At 69.6% G+C, this 16,888-nt stretch carries 13 protein-coding genes; 5 read left to right on the top strand and 8 right to left on the bottom strand.

Translation table 11 applies throughout. From position 1 onward, the window contains the following. The first annotated feature begins 3 nt into the window (after positions 1-3). Positions 4-609, top strand: coding sequence for a CGNR zinc finger domain-containing protein (locus AWB89_RS10925; RefSeq protein WP_085173459.1), 606 nt, complete (start codon positions 4-6; stop codon positions 607-609). A gap of 32 nt (positions 610-641) precedes the next feature. Here the strand turns inward: AWB89_RS10925 and AWB89_RS10920 are convergent, their stop codons facing one another. The 3 genes from AWB89_RS10920 to AWB89_RS10910 form a co-directional block, all read right to left on the bottom strand. Continuing rightward, positions 642-1,091, bottom strand: a complete 450-nt coding sequence (locus AWB89_RS10920; protein ID WP_085100784.1) for a DUF6941 family protein — start codon at positions 1,089-1,091, stop codon at positions 642-644. A gap of 183 nt (positions 1,092-1,274) precedes the next feature. Further along, positions 1,275-1,622, bottom strand: a complete 348-nt coding sequence (locus AWB89_RS10915; RefSeq protein WP_085100781.1) for a DUF732 domain-containing protein — start codon at positions 1,620-1,622, stop codon at positions 1,275-1,277. A gap of 146 nt (positions 1,623-1,768) precedes the next feature. Next, positions 1,769-3,547 (bottom strand): DUF4407 domain-containing protein, encoded by a 1,779-nt coding sequence (locus AWB89_RS10910; RefSeq protein WP_085173579.1) that lies wholly within the window; start codon positions 3,545-3,547, stop codon positions 1,769-1,771. 232 nt (positions 3,548-3,779) lie between these two features. Here AWB89_RS10910 and AWB89_RS10905 point away from each other — a divergent pair, with 232 nt between their 5' ends. Further along, positions 3,780-4,337, top strand: coding sequence for a hypothetical protein (locus AWB89_RS10905; protein ID WP_077097478.1), 558 nt, complete (start codon positions 3,780-3,782; stop codon positions 4,335-4,337). An 82-nt stretch (positions 4,338-4,419) separates the two neighbouring features. After that, positions 4,420-4,848: a type II toxin-antitoxin system Rv0910 family toxin gene (locus AWB89_RS10900; protein ID WP_174627821.1), complete on the top strand. Its 429-nt coding sequence runs from the start codon at positions 4,420-4,422 to the stop codon at positions 4,846-4,848. 14 nt (positions 4,849-4,862) lie between these two features. On the opposite strand, the gene AWB89_RS10895 is transcribed toward AWB89_RS10900, so the two are convergent. The 5 genes from AWB89_RS10895 to malQ form a co-directional block, all read right to left on the bottom strand. Beyond that, the gene (locus tag AWB89_RS10895; protein ID WP_085173457.1) at positions 4,863-5,108 is read right to left on the bottom strand and encodes a hypothetical protein; all 246 of its coding nucleotides are present in this window, start codon (positions 5,106-5,108) and stop codon (positions 4,863-4,865) included. A gap of 90 nt (positions 5,109-5,198) precedes the next feature. After that, positions 5,199-6,950, bottom strand: coding sequence for a molybdopterin-dependent oxidoreductase (locus tag AWB89_RS10890; RefSeq protein WP_085173577.1), 1,752 nt, complete (start codon positions 6,948-6,950; stop codon positions 5,199-5,201). A gap of 317 nt (positions 6,951-7,267) precedes the next feature. Beyond that, a complete protein-coding gene (locus AWB89_RS10885) occupies positions 7,268-7,738 on the bottom strand; it encodes a nuclear transport factor 2 family protein (protein ID WP_085100772.1) in 471 nt (156 codons plus the stop codon). After that, positions 7,735-8,628: an LLM class F420-dependent oxidoreductase gene (locus AWB89_RS10880; RefSeq protein ID WP_085173455.1), complete on the bottom strand. Its 894-nt coding sequence runs from the start codon at positions 8,626-8,628 to the stop codon at positions 7,735-7,737. Before AWB89_RS10880 ends, AWB89_RS10885 begins: the two co-directional genes overlap by 4 nt. A gap of 29 nt (positions 8,629-8,657) precedes the next feature. Next, positions 8,658-10,796, bottom strand: coding sequence for a 4-alpha-glucanotransferase (gene malQ / locus AWB89_RS10875; RefSeq protein WP_085101467.1), 2,139 nt, complete (start codon positions 10,794-10,796; stop codon positions 8,658-8,660). A 364-nt stretch (positions 10,797-11,160) separates the two neighbouring features. Between malQ and eccB the strand changes: the two genes are divergently transcribed. Further along, positions 11,161-12,684 carry a type VII secretion protein EccB gene (gene eccB / locus AWB89_RS10870; protein WP_085173453.1) on the top strand — a complete coding sequence of 508 codons (1,524 nt, stop codon included), beginning with the start codon at positions 11,161-11,163 and terminating at the stop codon, positions 12,682-12,684. After that, a complete protein-coding gene (gene eccCa / locus AWB89_RS10865; RefSeq protein ID WP_085100763.1) occupies positions 12,681-16,850 on the top strand; it encodes a type VII secretion protein EccCa in 4,170 nt (1,389 codons plus the stop codon). The genes eccB and eccCa overlap by 4 nt, the downstream gene beginning before the upstream one ends. Positions 16,851-16,888 lie beyond the last annotated feature (38 nt).

Below are 16,888 nucleotides of genomic sequence, written 5' to 3'. Positions count from 1 at the left end.
GTCATGAAAGGGTCGGCGGCGGCCAAGCTGGAGCTGCGCGGGGGCCATATCGCGGTTGACCTGGTCAACACGGTGGCGTGGCGGGGCGACCCGGACCGGCGGGTCGACTATCTGGTCGGCTACCTGGACCTGGTGGCCTGGGCGCACCACGCGGGTGTCCTGTCGCCCAGCGAGGCGCGAACCCTTGCCGGATGTGCGACCTCGGACCAGGACGCCGCCGCGAAAACGCTGCGCCAGGCCCATCGCCTCAGGGAGGCGCTGCACGCCATCTGGACCGGATGCGGGTCCAGCAGGGAGGCCGCCCGCGTCGCCGACGCTTACCGATCCGCGCTGCGCGCCAAGCGGCTCACCGTTGCCGAGGACGCCGGCAGGTGGGACGACACGGCGCTGACGGTGCGCACCCCGCTGCACCGGCTGGCCGTCGACGCGGTGACCCTGCTGACCACCGTCCCGCGCTCGCGCGTCAAGCGCTGTGGCGACTCACAATGCGGCTGGCTGTTCCTCGACGGCAGCCACCGGCAGAACCGCCGATGGTGCAGCGCGGCCGACTGCGGCAACCGCGCACGGGTCAGGAGCTTCTACCACCGCACCCGCGACGTTTCGGGCTGAGGGCGTGCCGAAACCGATTGCGGGGCGGTGTGTCACGCCGATGCCGTCGGTGGGTGCGCGGCACCGATGACGACGAACGCCTCGACCGCGGTCGCCTGTTCGAAACCGTCGACCTCCACCCGCCACTCGTAAAGGCCCGGCTCCAGCGGTATCCCGGCCGGGATGTTGAGCGTGAGCGGCATGCGAACAGAGGTGCCGTGGATCGCTCCCGGCGGGCGGCCGGCCTCCGCGGACGCCTCGAAAGAGATCCGTTGAGGCCCTTGCGTTCCCATCACCACGACCGGGTCGCCGTCGGTGGTCAACAGCTGGCAGCTCAGCTTGTGCGGCTTGTTGGTCTCGTCCCAGTCGATGTCCAGGAACAGCACCAAAGCGAAAGAGGGCGTGGGGGTTTGGCATTGCCGCCAGCCCAGGCCGAGGGCGTGGACCTTGCCCGACTGGGCGTCGGCCTGCGCCGCGTCCGCGAGGAACAGCGTGATCTTCATGGGCGGGCCGGAGTCGCGTTCGCTCTTGGGGTGTTCACCGCAAGATCCTGCCCTGCCATTGTCGCCGCCTCACCCGATCCACGCGATCCGTCCCCCGATCTTGTCGGGAGGATCATACCTTCGCGTGATCAGCGGCCGCGGCCCCGCACGCTCGCGGCCAGCGAGCGCGCGGCGGACCTTTCGCTATGCGCCGCTGGGCTTCGGCGTGGCGCCCGGGTCCTCGGCTTGGGTCAGCTTTTCGGGGCAGTACGCCGACGCCGCGATCGCCGCGAACTTCGCGGCACCCGGGCCCTGGAACCCCGGGTTGCGGTCCTGCAGATTCTTGACGATCTCCTCACCCGTCATGCCACCGTCGGCCAGGCTGCACACCTGTTTGCCGGCCGTGATGGCCCGGTCGGCGTTCAGGTAGGTCAGCCCGGCCTGCGACAGGGCGGTCAGGAAGGCTTGATCTTTGGCGTCGGGGTCGGCGTAGGCCGGGGCGGCCGTACCGATCACCACGGCGGCGCTTGCCATCAGCAGCACGAGTCTCATAGTTCGGTGATTGTTCCAAAGGGACGACGAGCCCGCATCCGTTGCGGCCGAACGGAGCTTTAACGGAACCTGACCACCCGATGAAATCCGGGTGATTCGAATGATCCTGTCCGGCAACGCCGCTCGCGCGTGCAGCGCCGCGAGGATCACTGCCCGGGCGGCAGCTGGCGGGGGCCGTCGGGCGCCCGCAATTCGCCCGGGCCGTCCCGCCGGCCCAGCTCGGCGTTGCGGTCGCCCGCGGCCGGCCCCAGGGAGGTCGTGGCCTCCCGCGCTGCCAGGGGCTGCGCCGACGAGTACCGCTCGTGCCTCGCCGGGCCGCGCTGTTGACGCGCCGACTCGACCCGCGCCGCCGGGGCGCTCGACGCCGGGTGCGGCGGTTGCCCGCCGCCCTCGGTGCTTTGCGCGTCGAAGGTCACCTTGTGGGTGCGCTTGAGCGAGAACCGAATCTCCTCGACCTCCTCGAACACCTGACGCGCGGTGCGCAGGGGTGCGGTCGTGTTGTCGATGACCCGGGCCACGAACGGCGGCACCAACGGGCGAATCCAGCGGGCCGCGGCCTTGGTGGCGTCGGGAATGGAGGGAATCAGGGGCGTCGCGCGCTCCTCGTGCCGGGGCTCGACCTCGCCGTGCGGCTCGACGGGCGCCGGCAAGTTCTCGGGGACCGGCTCGGCGGGTGGCACGGCGGCGATCACCCGGCTGGCCGCCTCGGCTTCCGCGGCGATCGGCAGGTAGATATCGTCGTCCACCGGCTCGAAAGCGCGCCGCGACGACGTGCGCACCGGGGCGTCGAGCGCGTCCATCACCCGCCGGCGCTGGCTTTCGCGATCGATCTCGGTCTGGGCCTCGATGGCGAGCCGGGCCTGCGTCAGCTGGTGCTCGGCCCACATGATCTCGGCCTCGCGGCGGACCTGCGCACGCTTGATCGCGATCGCGGTGTCCGCCTCGAGTTCGGCGCGCTCCTGCTCGGCCCGGGCCGTCGCCCGGCGGTCGTGGGTCGTCTCCCCGCGCCAGCGCCGCAGGATCAGCGGCAGCACGCACAGCAGCGCGAAGAAGGCAATCGTCGCCACCCGCAGCGCCAACGCCCCCGGGCTCGCCAGTGTCAACTCGTTCATCGCCACCCAGCGCGCGCCGAGACCCCGGCCGGCATCCGCGACCACGCTCTGCCGCGCCTGGCTCAGCGTCAGCTCGTCGCGCGACACCCTGCCGTCCAAGTCCGGCGCCCGGCGATCGCGGGCCGCCACCGCGGTGTCCAGCTCCTGCTGCGCGTCGACGAGAAGCTCGTTTGCCGTTCGCGTTTCGGGCCCGGACCCCGCAACGCCGGTGATCCGGGTCTGCGGGCAGGCCGGGGTGGGGTGGTACTCGCAGCGCGCCACGATCAGGGCCTGATCCTGGTGCTCGCGAGCCTGGTCGACGGCCCGGTCGAGCCCGGTGCGCGCATCCTTGGCCTGTTGGAGCTCTGCCGCCGCCTGCGCCACGGCCGGCGACGCGTCGGCACCGCGCAAGGCCCGTTCGGCGAGGCGGTGATCGATCGAGCCGGCGAAGATGGCCAGCGCGGCGAGCTCGCCGACGGCGACGCCGACCGCCACCGCGACCGCCGCGCGTCCGGCGACGCCGGGCCAGCGTGCGCCGGGCCCGCCCGCGACGCCGCGAGCCACCGCGCCCACCAGCAAGCCGAAGACCAGCGTGAGCGGCGCGACGGCCACCATCGGCCACCGCGTCGCCTCACCCACCGCCAAGCCGGCGACCAGCCACGCCAGCAGGGCGGCCAACAGCACGACCGCGCCCGCGACCGCGTGGGTGGACCGTTCGTGGCGCTCGCCGAGTTCGGCCCAGTGGCCGCCGCCGAGCCACGTGAGCGGCCCCTCGATCCGCGCTGCGGCCGAACGAGCCTCGGTCACGGGTTCAGCGAATTTTTGGGCGCACATCAGCTCCAAACACCTCCCAGTAGGTCAAGCCTCCCAGGCCGCCGGCCGACACACCGAATCGAAGCGCCACGCCTGTGGTGCTCTTCACAGAGACAGGGTGGCTGCGGATCACATCCTCGTGATACCCATCGGGTCCGCTCAACCCCGATCCCCACCGCGTACGCCGCGAAAATGCTGCGACGCGGGCAGATCAGCGACCGTTCCGGCAGGGGACGTGAGACGGTATAAGCCTATGCAAAATCGCGAGTATGTCACCTACGAAGAGTTCGGACGCAGGTTCTTCGAGGTAGCCGTCACCCCCGAGCGTGTCGCCGCCGCCTTCGCCGACATCGCGGGCAACGAGTTCGCCATGGAGCCGATCGCGCAGGGCCCCGGCGGCATCGCCAAGGTCAGCGCCAACGTCAAGATCCAGGACCCCAAGGTGACCCGGCGCCTGGGTGACGACATCACGTTCGTCATCCACATCCCGCTGTCCATCGACCTGCTGCTGGACCTGCGGTTGGACAAGCAGCGGTTTGTGGTCTCCGGCGACATCGCGTTGCGCGCCACGGCGCGCGCCGCCGAGCCCCTGCTCCTGATCGTCGACGTCGCGAAGCCGCGGCCATCGGATATCACGGTGAACGTGTCGTCGAAGTCCTTCCGCGGCGAGGTGCTGCGCATCCTGGCCGGCGTCGACGGCGAGATCCGCCGCTTCATCGCCGCGTACGTCGCCGAGGAAATCGACTCGCCCCAGTCGCAGGCCGCGCAGGTCATCGACGTGGCCCACCAGTTGCAGGAGGCCTGGCCCTAAAGGCCGCCGATCGCGTTTACCTCTTCGCCGGAGCCGGGTATGCGGTGCCAAACAGCGACCGTCTCACGAGGAGCGAGAAGACTTGGCACGAGTAGATGTTTCGATGGCGTCCGAGGTGGAGCCGGAGACCGCGTGGAAGCTCGCGTCCGACCTGCGTCGATTCGACGAGTGGCTGACCATCTTCGGCGGTTGGCGCGGGCCCGTTCCCTCGACCATCGAGAAGGGCACCTGCGTCTCCTCGTGCATCAAGGTCAAGGGCTTCCGCAACGTCATCCATTGGGAAGTCACCTGTTACGACGCGCCGGAATCGATCGAGCTGCAGGGCCGCGGCCGGGGCGGGATTCGGATCGCCGTCGGGGTGACCATCTCCGACAACCACCCCGGGTCGAAGTTTCACCTCACCGCCGACCTGAAGGGCGGCGTGCTCAGCGGACCGGTCGGCAGCCTGGTCGCCAGGGTGCTGCGATCCGACATCCGCAACTCGGTGAGCAACCTGGCATCGCTGCAATAACAGCGCTGCAATGACTACGGCGCCCGCCGGCGCGCCCCGCAGCCCCGTTCGGCGTCGCGAAACCGCCTGCCGTCCATGACGAGCCAGGCCAGGCCTGCCCCGAAGGCCAACAGCCCGACGCTCGCGGCGACGACGCCCGCGCCCGCGGCGCCGAGCGCGAAATTGACCACGCAGACCACGAAGGCCAGTACGGCGATCCCCATGATGACGAGCCCGGGCGAGCGCTCCGCACCCCGCCGCGTGCGCGCGATGTGGTTCATGGCGCCCCCTCAGTTTTGTCGTTATCGCTGCACCGCTTCAGTGCGGCTACCCGAAACGCCCTCTGAGGAAACGACTTCCGGACGGGCTCGCTACAGCGTCTGGTGGCGCCCGAAGTACTTGTGGTCTTCGCTGTAGCCGCCGTAACCGCTGCCGATGTCGCGGTAATCGGCGACGAACTCGATCCCCTTGATCCACTTCACCAGCTTGAAGCCGTGCTGCAACTCGTTGCGCAGCCGCAGCGGCTTGCCGTGCATGTAGGGGAGTGGCTGATCGTTCATGTTGAAGGCCAGCATCGTCATGTGATGGTCCATCTGGCCGATGTGGTGGGCGTTGTAGTAGATCCCGCCGGTGGCGCCGAGGCCCATCGAATAGAACACCGCCCATTTCGCCTCGGGCAGCGGTTTGACGATGTCCATGATCGTCTTCATCTGCACGCCGCCCCACTTGGCCACGCCCGACCAGGCCTGGATGCAGAAGTGCTGGCTGATCTGTTCGTGATAGGGCAGCGCCATCAGGTCGTCGAGCGAGAATTCCATCGGGTGCTCGACCAGGCCGTACACCTTCAGCCGCCAATCGCGAAAGTCGTTGGCCTCCAACTTTTTGTACTCGACGGTCTCCGGAAGGCGGCCGTTGCGCCAGTGGTGCGGTGAGATGTCTTTCTCGGTGAACGCACCGGGCTTGGGGTCGAGCTGTTCGAGCATGCGCTGGAAGGGGCCGACGAGCGCATAGCCGACCCGCTGGACCACCCGGGGGTGGCGAATGGTGAACGGGGTGGCCCACACCCACGCGACGGCCGTCACCACCATGGCCGCGGCGAAGATCCAGAAACCCATCCAGCTGTCGTCGTCGCGGGAGGCGAACATGTGGTTGAGGTTCTGCAGCGCTCCGGTGGTCAGCACCATCGTCACGTGCACCAGGATGAAGAACAGGAAGTACACCAGCACAACGAAATGCAGGGAGCGCGCGTGCTGAATGCTCAGCCGCTTGCTGAGCCAGTGCACGCGCTGCGACAGCGCGGGCGACATGCCCAGGCCGGTGATCAGCGCGGCCGGCGCGGCGATGAAGACCGTGGTGAAGTACGCCAGCAGCTGCAGGCCGTTATAGGCGACCCAGCCGTTGTCCTTCGGCCAATCCAGCGAGAGGTACTGCACCGCAACGGAGGCGGCGTTGGGGAAGACGTCCCAGCTGGTCGGCACGATGTGGCGCCACTGGCCGGTGGCGAACAACAACACGTAGAAGACCAACCCGTTGACCAGCCAGAGCACGTCGACGCCGAGGTGCCACCACCGGGCCAGCCCGATGGAGTGCCGGAATCCCGGCAATCCCAACTGCGGTGGGAGCGCGACGGTGTCGGCGTTGGCGGTCCACAATTCGTCGTCGGGCACCGGCGGACCGACCCGCAACCATTCGTCCTTGCCCGGAGTGGCGTTGCGGCTGAAGTAAAGCCGGGGATGGTCGCACAGGATCTGGATCCCCGTCCGGATGATGAACATCATCATGAACAGGTTGAAGAAGTGGGTCCAACCGATCCACGCGGGCAGGCCCGGGCTGACACCGGTGTGGGTGTCGGTTCCCGGGTAACGCTGGATGAACGACTGCACCGCCGGCATGTTGTGCAGGCCTTTGCCGATCGCCACGCCGACGACCAGCAGGGCAAAGCCGATCGGGATCAGCCACAACAGGTTGAACCACTTGTCCCGCCCGACACGCAGCTTCGGAGCCGTCGCCCGCCTGGTCAGATCGAAGCCGCCACCGTAGGCCTCGACGTCGATGGTGTCCTCGGCGGTGTGGATCTCGTTGCGGTAGTCCGGGATTTCCGCCAGCGGCGTTCCAACTGCCAGTGTCGATACAGCGCCGCCCGCCGCTTCCCGCCCCCCGGCGGTCCCGGCGGAATCGGCGCGCAGGTCCCGATGTTCGGTGTTCGTCACGCGGCCGAAAATACCCGAGCGCGCTTGGATAAATTGGACTCGATCGGAAAGAAAAGCGCTCAGGCGGGCCGCGTCACGCTCTGCGGCCGTTGGCAACAGTTGACGGCGGGCAAAATCCGCATCGGCACGGATACCGGTAGCCGTAAGTGCCAATCAAACGGTTATTTTTCGCCGCAAACTCGGTTTCTTGGCGGTCACTGTGAGTTTGGGCATAACCTTCTGGACATCGGCTACGCCGGGTCCGGCGGCCGCAATTTTCGGGCCGGACGGGTCTCAATGGCGTTGATGGTCAGGGCGCGCCGGCCGATCCGCCAGCCCGCGCCCGTCAGCCGGTAGTCGTCGTCGTAGCGCAGGTGCCACACCACGTCGACCACCTCATCGGAGCGCCGGCTCCAGTGGTGTGCGACGCACGCGACGCGCCCGCGCGCGGCGCCGGGGCGCGCGCCCTGCTCATAGACCTCACCGACGATGGCGTGCTCGGTGCGGGCGACGGCCGCGACGGCGGCCACCGCGGCAGCGATGGCTTCAAGGCCCGTGTGGGAGTGCACGGGCTCCAGCGCGGCCGGCGGGTCGGGCAGTACCAGCTCGGCCGCCTCGGTGAAAAGCCCGACCACGGCGTCGAATTGGCGGTCGTCGACGTTGGCGGCGTAGCGGTGCACGACGTCGCTGAGTGCCATCCGGTCGTCGACTGACAGCGTCATGAGGGCAGGGACAGCCGTTGCGCGCACGCCGACAGCATGTCCTTGGCCTCTTCGATGTCGGCGGTGGGCGGCATGGACAACACGATCCGGTCGGCGCCCTGATCGACGAGGGCGCCCGCGCGTTCCGCGTCGATCTTGTTGACCGCGTGGCCCAGCGACACCTCCAGGGCCGCCGGATCGCGGCCCGCCGCGGACGCCTCCTCACGCATCAGCGCGAGCAGCGACGCGAGTTGCGGGCCCGCCACGCCCAGCGGTTGGAAGCCGTCACCCAAGCGTCCCGCGCGCCGCGCCGCCGCCCGGCTGTGCCCCCCGATGTGGATCGGGAGCCGTTCGGCCGCAACGGGTTTCGGGTAGCACATGACATCGTCGAAGTCGAAGAATTCGCCGTGGTGCGAGGCGCCCCGGGGGCGGTCCGCCCACAGCTCTCGCAGCACCGCCAACTGCTCGTCGACCCGCCGGCCCCGGTTGTCGAACTCCGCGCCGCAGGCGGCCAGCTCCTCCTTGAGCCAGCCCACGCCCACGCACAGCCGCAGCCTGCCGCCCGAGAGCGCGTCGACGGTCGCCGCCCGCTTCGCGAGCACCACCGGATGGTGGTTGGGCAGCACCAGCACGCCGGTGGCCAGCCCGAGGCGGCTGGTGTGGCCGGCCAGGAAGGCCAGCAGGTCGAGCGGGTCGGGAATGGGGCAGTCGGCGGCCAGGCCGACGCGTCCGGAGCTGTCGTAGGGATACACGCTGTCGTAGCGGGTGACCAGCACGGTGTGCTCGACGACCACGATCGATTCGAACCCGCAGCGCTCCAGGTGGCCCGCGAAGCTGACCATCCACTCGGGATCCGCGGTGACACCGTCGGCGACCGGGGCGACCACCCCGACTTTCGGGGAAGCGTTCATGGAAACCGAAGCTAACAGGCCACTTACGCCTAAGGCGCGATCGCCTCGCGGACGGCCTCGGCCAGGGTGGCCGCCCGGGAATCGGCGAAGACGTCCTCGAGCGTCACCGGCCGGCCGTCGGGCCCGGTCAGCGGAACCCGCCAGTTGGGGTATTCGTCGGTGGTGCCCGGCTGGTTCTGGGTGCGGCGGTCGCCGACGGCATCGGTCAGCGCGACGCCCACCAGGCGCGACGGCGTCCGGCCCAGATATCGGTACAGCGCCAGGATGACGAGCTCCGGGTCCTCCTCGCCGTCGGCAAGCAGGCCGACGCGGCGCAGCTCGGCGAGCCAGGCCCGCTGCTCGGCCCGGTCGGATTCCAGCTCGACCTCGACCGGCCGGGTCAGCAACCCCAGCGATTCCCGCAGCCGCACGTGTTCGCCCGCCAGGTAACCGGCCGTCGGCGGCAGATCGTGGGTGGTGACCGAGGACAGGCAGTACTCCCGCCAGCGCTCGGCCGGCAGGGGGCCGCCGTTCCCGTCCCGATCCAACTCGAACCAGAGGATCGAGGTGCCCAGCACCCCGCGCAACAAGAGGTAGTCGCGCACCCACGGTTCGACGGTGCCGAGATCCTCGCCGACGACCAGCGCGCCGGCCCGGTGCGCCTCGAGGGCGACGATGCCGATCATCGCTTCGTGGTCGTAGCGCACGTAGGTGCCGTGGGTGGGCGGAGCGCCCTGCGGGATCCACCAGAGCCGGAACAACCCGATGATGTGGTCGATGCGGACACCGCCGGCGTGCCGCAGTTGCGCGCGGATGAGGGCGCGAAAGGGCAGGTACTCCCGCTCGTCCAGCCGGTCCGGGCGCCACGGCGGCTGCGACCAGTCCTGGCCGAGTTGGTTGAACTCGTCGGGCGGCGCGCCCGCGGTCACGCCCAGCGCCATCGCGTCCTGCAGGGCCCAGGCGTCGGCGCCGTCGGGGTGCACGCCGACGGCCAGGTCTCCCATGACGCCCAGCGCCATCCCGGCCCGGATGGCCTGCGACTGCGCCGAGGCGAGCTGTTCGTCGAGTTGCCACTGCAGCCATCGGTGGAAATCGACTGCGTCCGAATGCCTTTCGGCGAAACCGGCGACCCCGGCGGCGTCGGGGTGGCGCAACGAATCGGGCCAGCGGTGCCAGTCGCCGCCGTATTCCTCGGCCAGCGCGCACCAGGTGGCGAAGTCCTCGAGGGCGCGGCCCTCCCGGTCGCGGAACGCGGCGTAGGCCAGCTCGCGGCCCGCCGACCGAGGCACCTCGTGCAGCAGCTTGAGCGCCTCGCGCTTGGCCGCCCAGGCGCCGTCGCGGTCGATGGCGTCCAGCCGGGCCGCCCGCCGCTGCACGTCGGAGCGCAGCCGTCGCACCCGGCCGCGCTTGGTGAGGTCGGCGTATTCCGGGATCGCCTCGACGCGAAGATAAATCGGGTTGACGTAGCGGCGCGAGGTGGGCAGGTACGGCGACGGTTCCATGCGGCCGCTGGGACCGAACCCGGCCGCGTGCACCGGATTGATCAGCACGTAGTCGGCGCCGTGGCGGGACGCCGACCACACCGCGAGGTCGGTCAGGTCGGTGAGGTCGCCGACGCCCCACGACTGGCGGGACCGCACGCTGTAGAGCTGGGCCGCCAGCCCCCACGCGCGCCGGGCCCCGAGCTGCTCGGGCAGGCCGAGCCAGTCGGGGGTGACGATCAGCGCGGTGCTGGTCTCGGAGTCGCCGGACCGCAGGTGCACGCGGTGGTAGCCCAGCGGCAGGTGGGCGGGCAAGGCGAAGCTGGCCTCGCCGATCCAGCGCCCGTCCAGCTCGAACGGCGGCGTGAAGTTGTCGACCTGCTGCACCCCGCCCCGCACCGTGCCGTCCTCGAGCTGCAGCCACACCTCGGCGGGGTCACCGTGGGTGACGTGCGCCCAGAACCGGATCTGCTCGCCGGTGCGCCCGACGATGGTCGCCGGCATCCGGCGCTGCCAATACGCCCGCCGCTGCGCCGTCAGGGCGGCGTTGCGCTCCTGTTCGGTGCCGGCCTCGACACCGAGCGCGGCGAGGACCGCCACCAGCGTCTCCGCGGGAACGTGCACCGGCCGCCCGGTCCAGTCCTCGTACTCGGTCGCGATGCCGAACCGGCGGGCGAGTTCGACCAGCGAGGGCGCGAGCTCAGGCATGCCGCCCATCTTGCTTGAGGATGCCGGGACCCGGCTCGGGCGGGGCCGTCGCGGCAAGGTTGCCGTTCAGCAGGACTAGCCGGGCATCCGCGATTAACATGCCCAGTGAAGATGCGAAAAATCCAGCCGGGGGATGAGTGGGGAAGAGCAATGTTGGCGGCGCCGCGGCCGGCGCCGCTCATGGGCCAGGCGCCCGAAACGGGCGGGGTGCGCCGGCCCGAGGCGATGTAAATAGAAGGTGAAGCGCACGCCAACGCGTGGCGAGGCAGGTGCGGGTCCCTTACGGTTGTCGAAGTAATTCGCGCAGTGGGCATTTTCGACGGACAATATCCAGGCGTTCTAGCAGACCGGATGGTGAAATAACGTGGCGGAAGAGAGTCGCGGGCAGCGGGGCTCGGGGTACGGCCTCGGGTTGTCGACCCGCACCCAGGTGACGGGCTATCAATTCCTGGCCCGCCGAACCGCGATGGCGCTGACCCGCTGGCGGGTCCGCATGGAGATCGAGCCCGGGCGGCGTCAGACGCTGGCCGTCGTGGCGTCGATCTCCGCGGCGCTGGTGATCTGCCTGGGCGCGCTGCTGTGGTCCTTCCTCAGCCCGTCCGGCCAGATCAACGAGTCGCCGATCATCGCCGACCGTGACTCTGGGGCGCTGTACGTCCGGGTCGGCGACAAGCTGTACCCGGCGCTGAACCTCGCGTCGGCCCGGCTGATCACCGGGCGCCCCGACAACCCGCACCTGGTCCGGTCGAGCCAGATCGCCAACCTGCCCCGCGGGCCCCTGGTGGGCATCCCGGGTGCGCCCTCCAATTTCGCGCCGAAGACGCCGGCCGCGTCGTCCTGGCTGGTCTGTGACACGGTCGCGGGTTCGACCGGGACGGGCGCGCCGTCGGGGGTGACGGTGACGGTGATCGACGGCACCCCGGACCTCAGCGGCCACCGCCAGGTGCTGAACGGGTCGGACGCCGTGGTGCTGCGCTACGGCGACGAGGCGTGGGTGGTCCGGCAGGGCCGCCGGTCGAAGATCGACGCGACGAACCGCTCGGTGCTGCTGCCGCTGGGCCTGACCCCCGAACAGGTCAGCATGGCGAAGCCGATGAGCCGCGCGCTCTACGACGCGCTGCCGGTGGGCCCGGAGCTCACGGTCCCCGAGATTCCGAACGCGGGCTCGCCGGCGACGTTCGCGGGTGCGCCCGGCCCGGTGGGCACGGTGATCGTCACGCCGCAAATCAGTGGGCCGCAACAGTATTCGCTGGTGTTGACCGAGGGCGTGCAGACGCTGCCCCCGTTGGTGGCCCAGATCCTGCAGAACGCCGGCGGCCCCGGCGGCAACACTAAGCCGGTCACGGTGGAACCGTCGGCGCTGGCGAAGATGCCGGTGGTCAACAAGCTGGACCTGTCGTCGTACCCCGACAACCCGCTGAACGTGATGGACATGCGGGAGAACCCGGCGACCTGCTGGTGGTGGCAGAAGACGTCCGGGGAGAACCGGGCCCGCATCCAGGTCGTGTCCGGGTCGACCCTGCCCATCCCGACCAAGGAGTCGAACAAGGTCGTGTCCCTGGTGAAGGCCGACACGACGGGCCGCGAGGCCGACCAGGTGTACTTCGCGTCCGATCACGCGAACTTCGTGGCGGTCACCGGCAACGACCCCGGCGCCAAGACGACGGAATCGCTGTGGTGGCTGACGGACGCCGGCGCCCGGTTCGGCGTCGACGACACCCGCGAGGCCCGCGAGGCGTTGGGCCTGAAGACCACGCCGAGCCTGGCGCCGTGGGTGGCGCTGCGACTGCTGCCGCAAGGCCCGACCCTGTCGAGAGCAGACGCCCTGGTGGAGCACGACACGCTACCGATGGACATGTCCCCTGGAGATTTGGTGGTACCTAAGTGAAGCGCGGATTTGCCCGGCCCACGCCGGAGAAGCCCCCGGTCATCAAGCCGGAGAACATCGTCCTACCGACCCCGCTGAGCATCCCGCCACCCGAGGGCAAGCCGTGGTGGATCGTGGTGGTCGGCGTCGTGGTGATCGGCCTGTTGGGCGGCATGGTCGCGATGACCTTCGCCAGCGGCTCGCACGTGTTCGGCGGCGTCGGCGCGATCTTCCCGATCTTCATGATCGGCGGCATGGCGATGATGATGTTCGGCGGCCGGTTCGGCGGTCAGCAGCAGATGAGCCGGCCGAAGCTGGACGCGATGCGCGCCCAGTTCATGCTGATGCTCGACATGCTGCGCGAGACGGCGCACGAGTCGGCCGACAGCATGGACGCCAACTACCGCTGGTTCCACCCGGCGCCCGACACCCTGGCCGCGGCCGTCGGGTCGTCGCGGATGTGGGAGCGCAAGCCCGACGGCAAGGACCTCAACTTCGGTGTGGTGCGCGTCGGCGTGGGCATGACGCGCCCCGAGGTGACCTGGGGCGAGCCGCAGAACATGCCGACCGACATCGAGCTGGAGCCCGTGACGGGTAAGGCGTTGCAGGAATTCGGTCGCTACCAAAGCGTCGTCTACAACCTGCCCAAGATGATCTCCCTGCTGGTCGAGCCGTGGTACTCGCTGATCGGCGAGCGCGAGCAGGTGCTGGGCCTGATGCGGGCGATCGTCTGCCAGCTGGCGTTCTCCCACGGGCCGGACCACGTGCAGATGATCGTGGTCAGCTCCGAGCTGGAGCAGTGGGACTGGGTGAAGTGGCTGCCGCACTTCGGCGACCCGCGCCGTCAGGACGCGGCCGGCAACGCGCGCATGGTCTACAGCTCGGTGCGCGAGTTCGCCGCGGAGCAGGCCGAATTGTTCGCCGGCCGTGGGTCTTTCACGCCCCGACACGCCAGTTCGTCGGCGCAGACGCCGACCCCGCACACGGTCATCATCGCCGACGTCTCGGACCCGCAGTGGGAGTTCGTGATCAGCGCCGAGGGTATCGACGGCGTGACGTTCTTCGACCTGACCGGCGGATCGATGTGGTCGGCCGTCCCCGAGCGGACCCTGAAGTTCGACGAGCGGGGCGTGATCGAGGCGCTGCCCCGCGACCGCGACACCTGGATGGTCATCGACGAGAACGCGTGGTTCTTCGCCCTGACCGACCACCTCAGCGTCGCGGAGTCGGAGGAGTTCTCGCAGAAGCTGGCGCGCTGGCGACTGGCCGAGGCGTACGAAGAGATCGGTCAGCGGGTCGCCCATATCGGCGCGCGAGACATCATGGCGTACTACGGAATTGACGATCCGGCCGACATCGACTTCGACGCGCTGTGGGGCAGCCGCACCGACTCGATGGGCCGGTCACGGCTGCGGGCGCCGTTCGGCAATCGCTCCGACAACGGCGAGCTGCTGTTCTTGGACATGAAGTCGCTGGACGAGGGCGGTGACGGCCCGCACGGCGTCATGTCGGGGACGACCGGTTCGGGTAAGTCGACGCTGGTGCGGACCGTGATCGAGTCGTTGATGCTCGGCCACCCGCCCGAGGAGCTGCAGTTCGTGCTGGCCGACCTCAAGGGTGGTTCGGCGGTCAAGCCGTTCGCGGGCGTGCCGCACGTGTCGCGCATCATCACCGACCTGGAGGAAGACCAGGCGCTCATGGAGCGCTTCCTGGACGCGCTCTGGGGCGAAATCGCCCGCCGCAAGGCGATCTGCGACAGCGCCGGCGTCGACGACGCCAAGGAGTACAACTCCGTGCGCTTGCGGATGCGGGCGCGCGGTCAGGACATGCCGCCGCTGCCGATGCTGGTCGTCGTCATCGACGAGTTCTACGAGTGGTTCCGCATCATGCCGACCGCGGTGGACGTGCTGGACTCGATCGGGCGTCAGGGACGTGCCTACTGGATCCACCTGATGATGGCGTCGCAGACCATCGAGAGCCGTGCCGAAAAGCTCATGGAGAACATGGGTTACCGGCTGGTGCTGAAGGCCCGGACCGCGGGCGCGGCCCAGGCGGCCGGCGTGCCGAACGCGGTGAACCTGCCGGCGCAGGCCGGTCTGGGTTACTTCCGCCGCAGCCTCGAGGACATCGTCCGGTTCCAGGCGGAGTTCCTGTGGCGGGACTACATCTCCCGCGGGATCACCATCGACGGCGAGGAAGCCCCGGCGCTGGTGCACAGCATCGATTACGTTCGCCCGCAGCTGTTTACCAACTCGTTCACCCCGCTGGAGGTCAGCGTCGGGGGACCGGAGCTGGAGCCGGTGGCGGTCCACTCGAACGGCGAGGCGCTCGAGGCCGCCGACGTCGACGGCGAGGAGGACGAGGAAGGGATCCGGGTGCCGAAGGTCGGCACGGTGATCATCGACCAGCTGCGCAAGATCGACTTCGAGCCGTACCGGCTGTGGCAGCCGCCGCTGAACCAGCCCGTCGCCATCGACGAGTTGGTGAACCGGTTCATCGGACATCCCTGGCAGCAGGACTACGGCACCGCCCGGAACCTGGTCTTCCCCATCGGGATCATCGACCGCCCGTTCAAGCACGACCAGCCGCCGTGGACGGTCGACACCTCCGGTCCCGGTGCCAACGTCCTGATCCTGGGGGCCGGCGGCTCGGGCAAGACGACGGCGCTGCAGACGCTGATCTGCTCGGCCGCCATGACGCACACGCCCGAGCAGGTGCAGTTCTACTGCCTGGCCTACAGCGGCACCGCGCTGAACTCCATCGCGCGCCTGCCCCACGTGGGTGAGGTGGCCGGCCCGACGGATCCCTACGGCGTGCGCCGCACGGTGGCCGAACTGCTGGCGCTGGTGCGCGAGCGCAAGCGCACCTTCCTCGAATACGGCATCGCCTCGATGGACGTGTTCCGGCGCCGCAAGTTCGCCGGCGAGGCCGGGCCGGTGCCCAACGACGGGTTCGGCGACGTCTACCTGGTGATCGACAACTACCGGGCGCTGGCCGAGGAAAACGAGGTGCTGATCGAGCAGGTGAACCTGATCATCAACCAGGGTCCCTCGTTCGGCGTGCACGTGATCGTCACCGCCGATCGGGAATCGGAGCTGCGGCCGCCCGTGCGAAGCGGGTTCGGTTCCCGGATCGAGTTGCGCCTGGCCGCGGTCGAGGACGCCAAGCTGGTGCGTTCGCGCTTTGCCAAGGAGGTCCCGGTCAAGCCCGGGCGCGGCATGGTCGCGGTCAACTACGTCCGCCTGGACTCCGACCCGCAGGCCGGCCTGCACACGTTGATCGCGCGGCCGGCGCTGGCCAGCACGCCCGACAACGTGTTCGCGTCCGACAGCATCATCGAGGCCGTCAGCCGCCTCGCCAGCGGCCAGGCGCCGCCGGTGCGCCGGCTGCCCGCGCGGTTCGGCGTCGAGCAGGTCCGCGAGCTCGCCGCGCGCGACACCCGCCAAGGGGTGGGCGCCGGCGGAATCGCTTGGGCCATCTCGGAATTGGACCTGGCGCCGGTGTACCTCAACTTCGCCGAGAACGCGCACCTGATGGTGACCGGCCGGCGCGAGTGTGGGCGTACCACGACGCTGGCCACCATCATGTCCGAGATCGGCCGGCTGTATGCGCCGGGATCGAGCAGCGCACCGACACCGCCGGCCGGGCGGCCGTCGGCGCAGGTGTGGCTGGTCGACCCGCGTCGTCAGCTGCTGACCGTGCTGGGCTCCGAGTACGTCGAGAAGTTCGCCTACAACCTCGACGGCGTGCAGGAGATGATGAACGAGATGTCGGCGCTGTTGGCGAGCCGCGAACCACCGCCCGGCCTGTCGGCGCAGGAACTGTTGTCGCACTCCTGGTGGAGCGGCCCGGAGATCTTCCTGATCGTCGACGACATCCAGCAGCTGCCGGCGGGCTTCGATTCGCCGCTGCACAAGGCCGCCGCCTGGGTGACCAGGGCCGCCGACGTCGGCTTGCACGTGATCGTGACCCGGACGTTCGGTGGGTGGTCCTCGGCGGGCAGCGACCCCATGCTGCGGGCGCTGCACCAGGCGAACGCTCCGTTGCTGGTCATGGACGCCGACCCCGACGAGGGCTTCATCCGCGGCAAGATGAAGGGCGGCCCGCTGCCCCGAGGCCGCGGCCTGCTGATGGCCGAGGACACCGGCATCTTCGTGCAGGTGGCCGCGACCGAATTCCGCCACTAGGACGGCAATACCGCTGCGCTGGGGTTGATCCCGATCTG

This window comes from Mycobacterium paraense, assembly GCF_002101815.1.
In the GTDB taxonomy this organism is placed as follows: domain Bacteria; phylum Actinomycetota; class Actinomycetes; order Mycobacteriales; family Mycobacteriaceae; genus Mycobacterium; species Mycobacterium paraense.
Note: the sequence above shows the minus strand (reverse complement) of the source record. Positions and strands in the feature narration are given on the sequence as shown.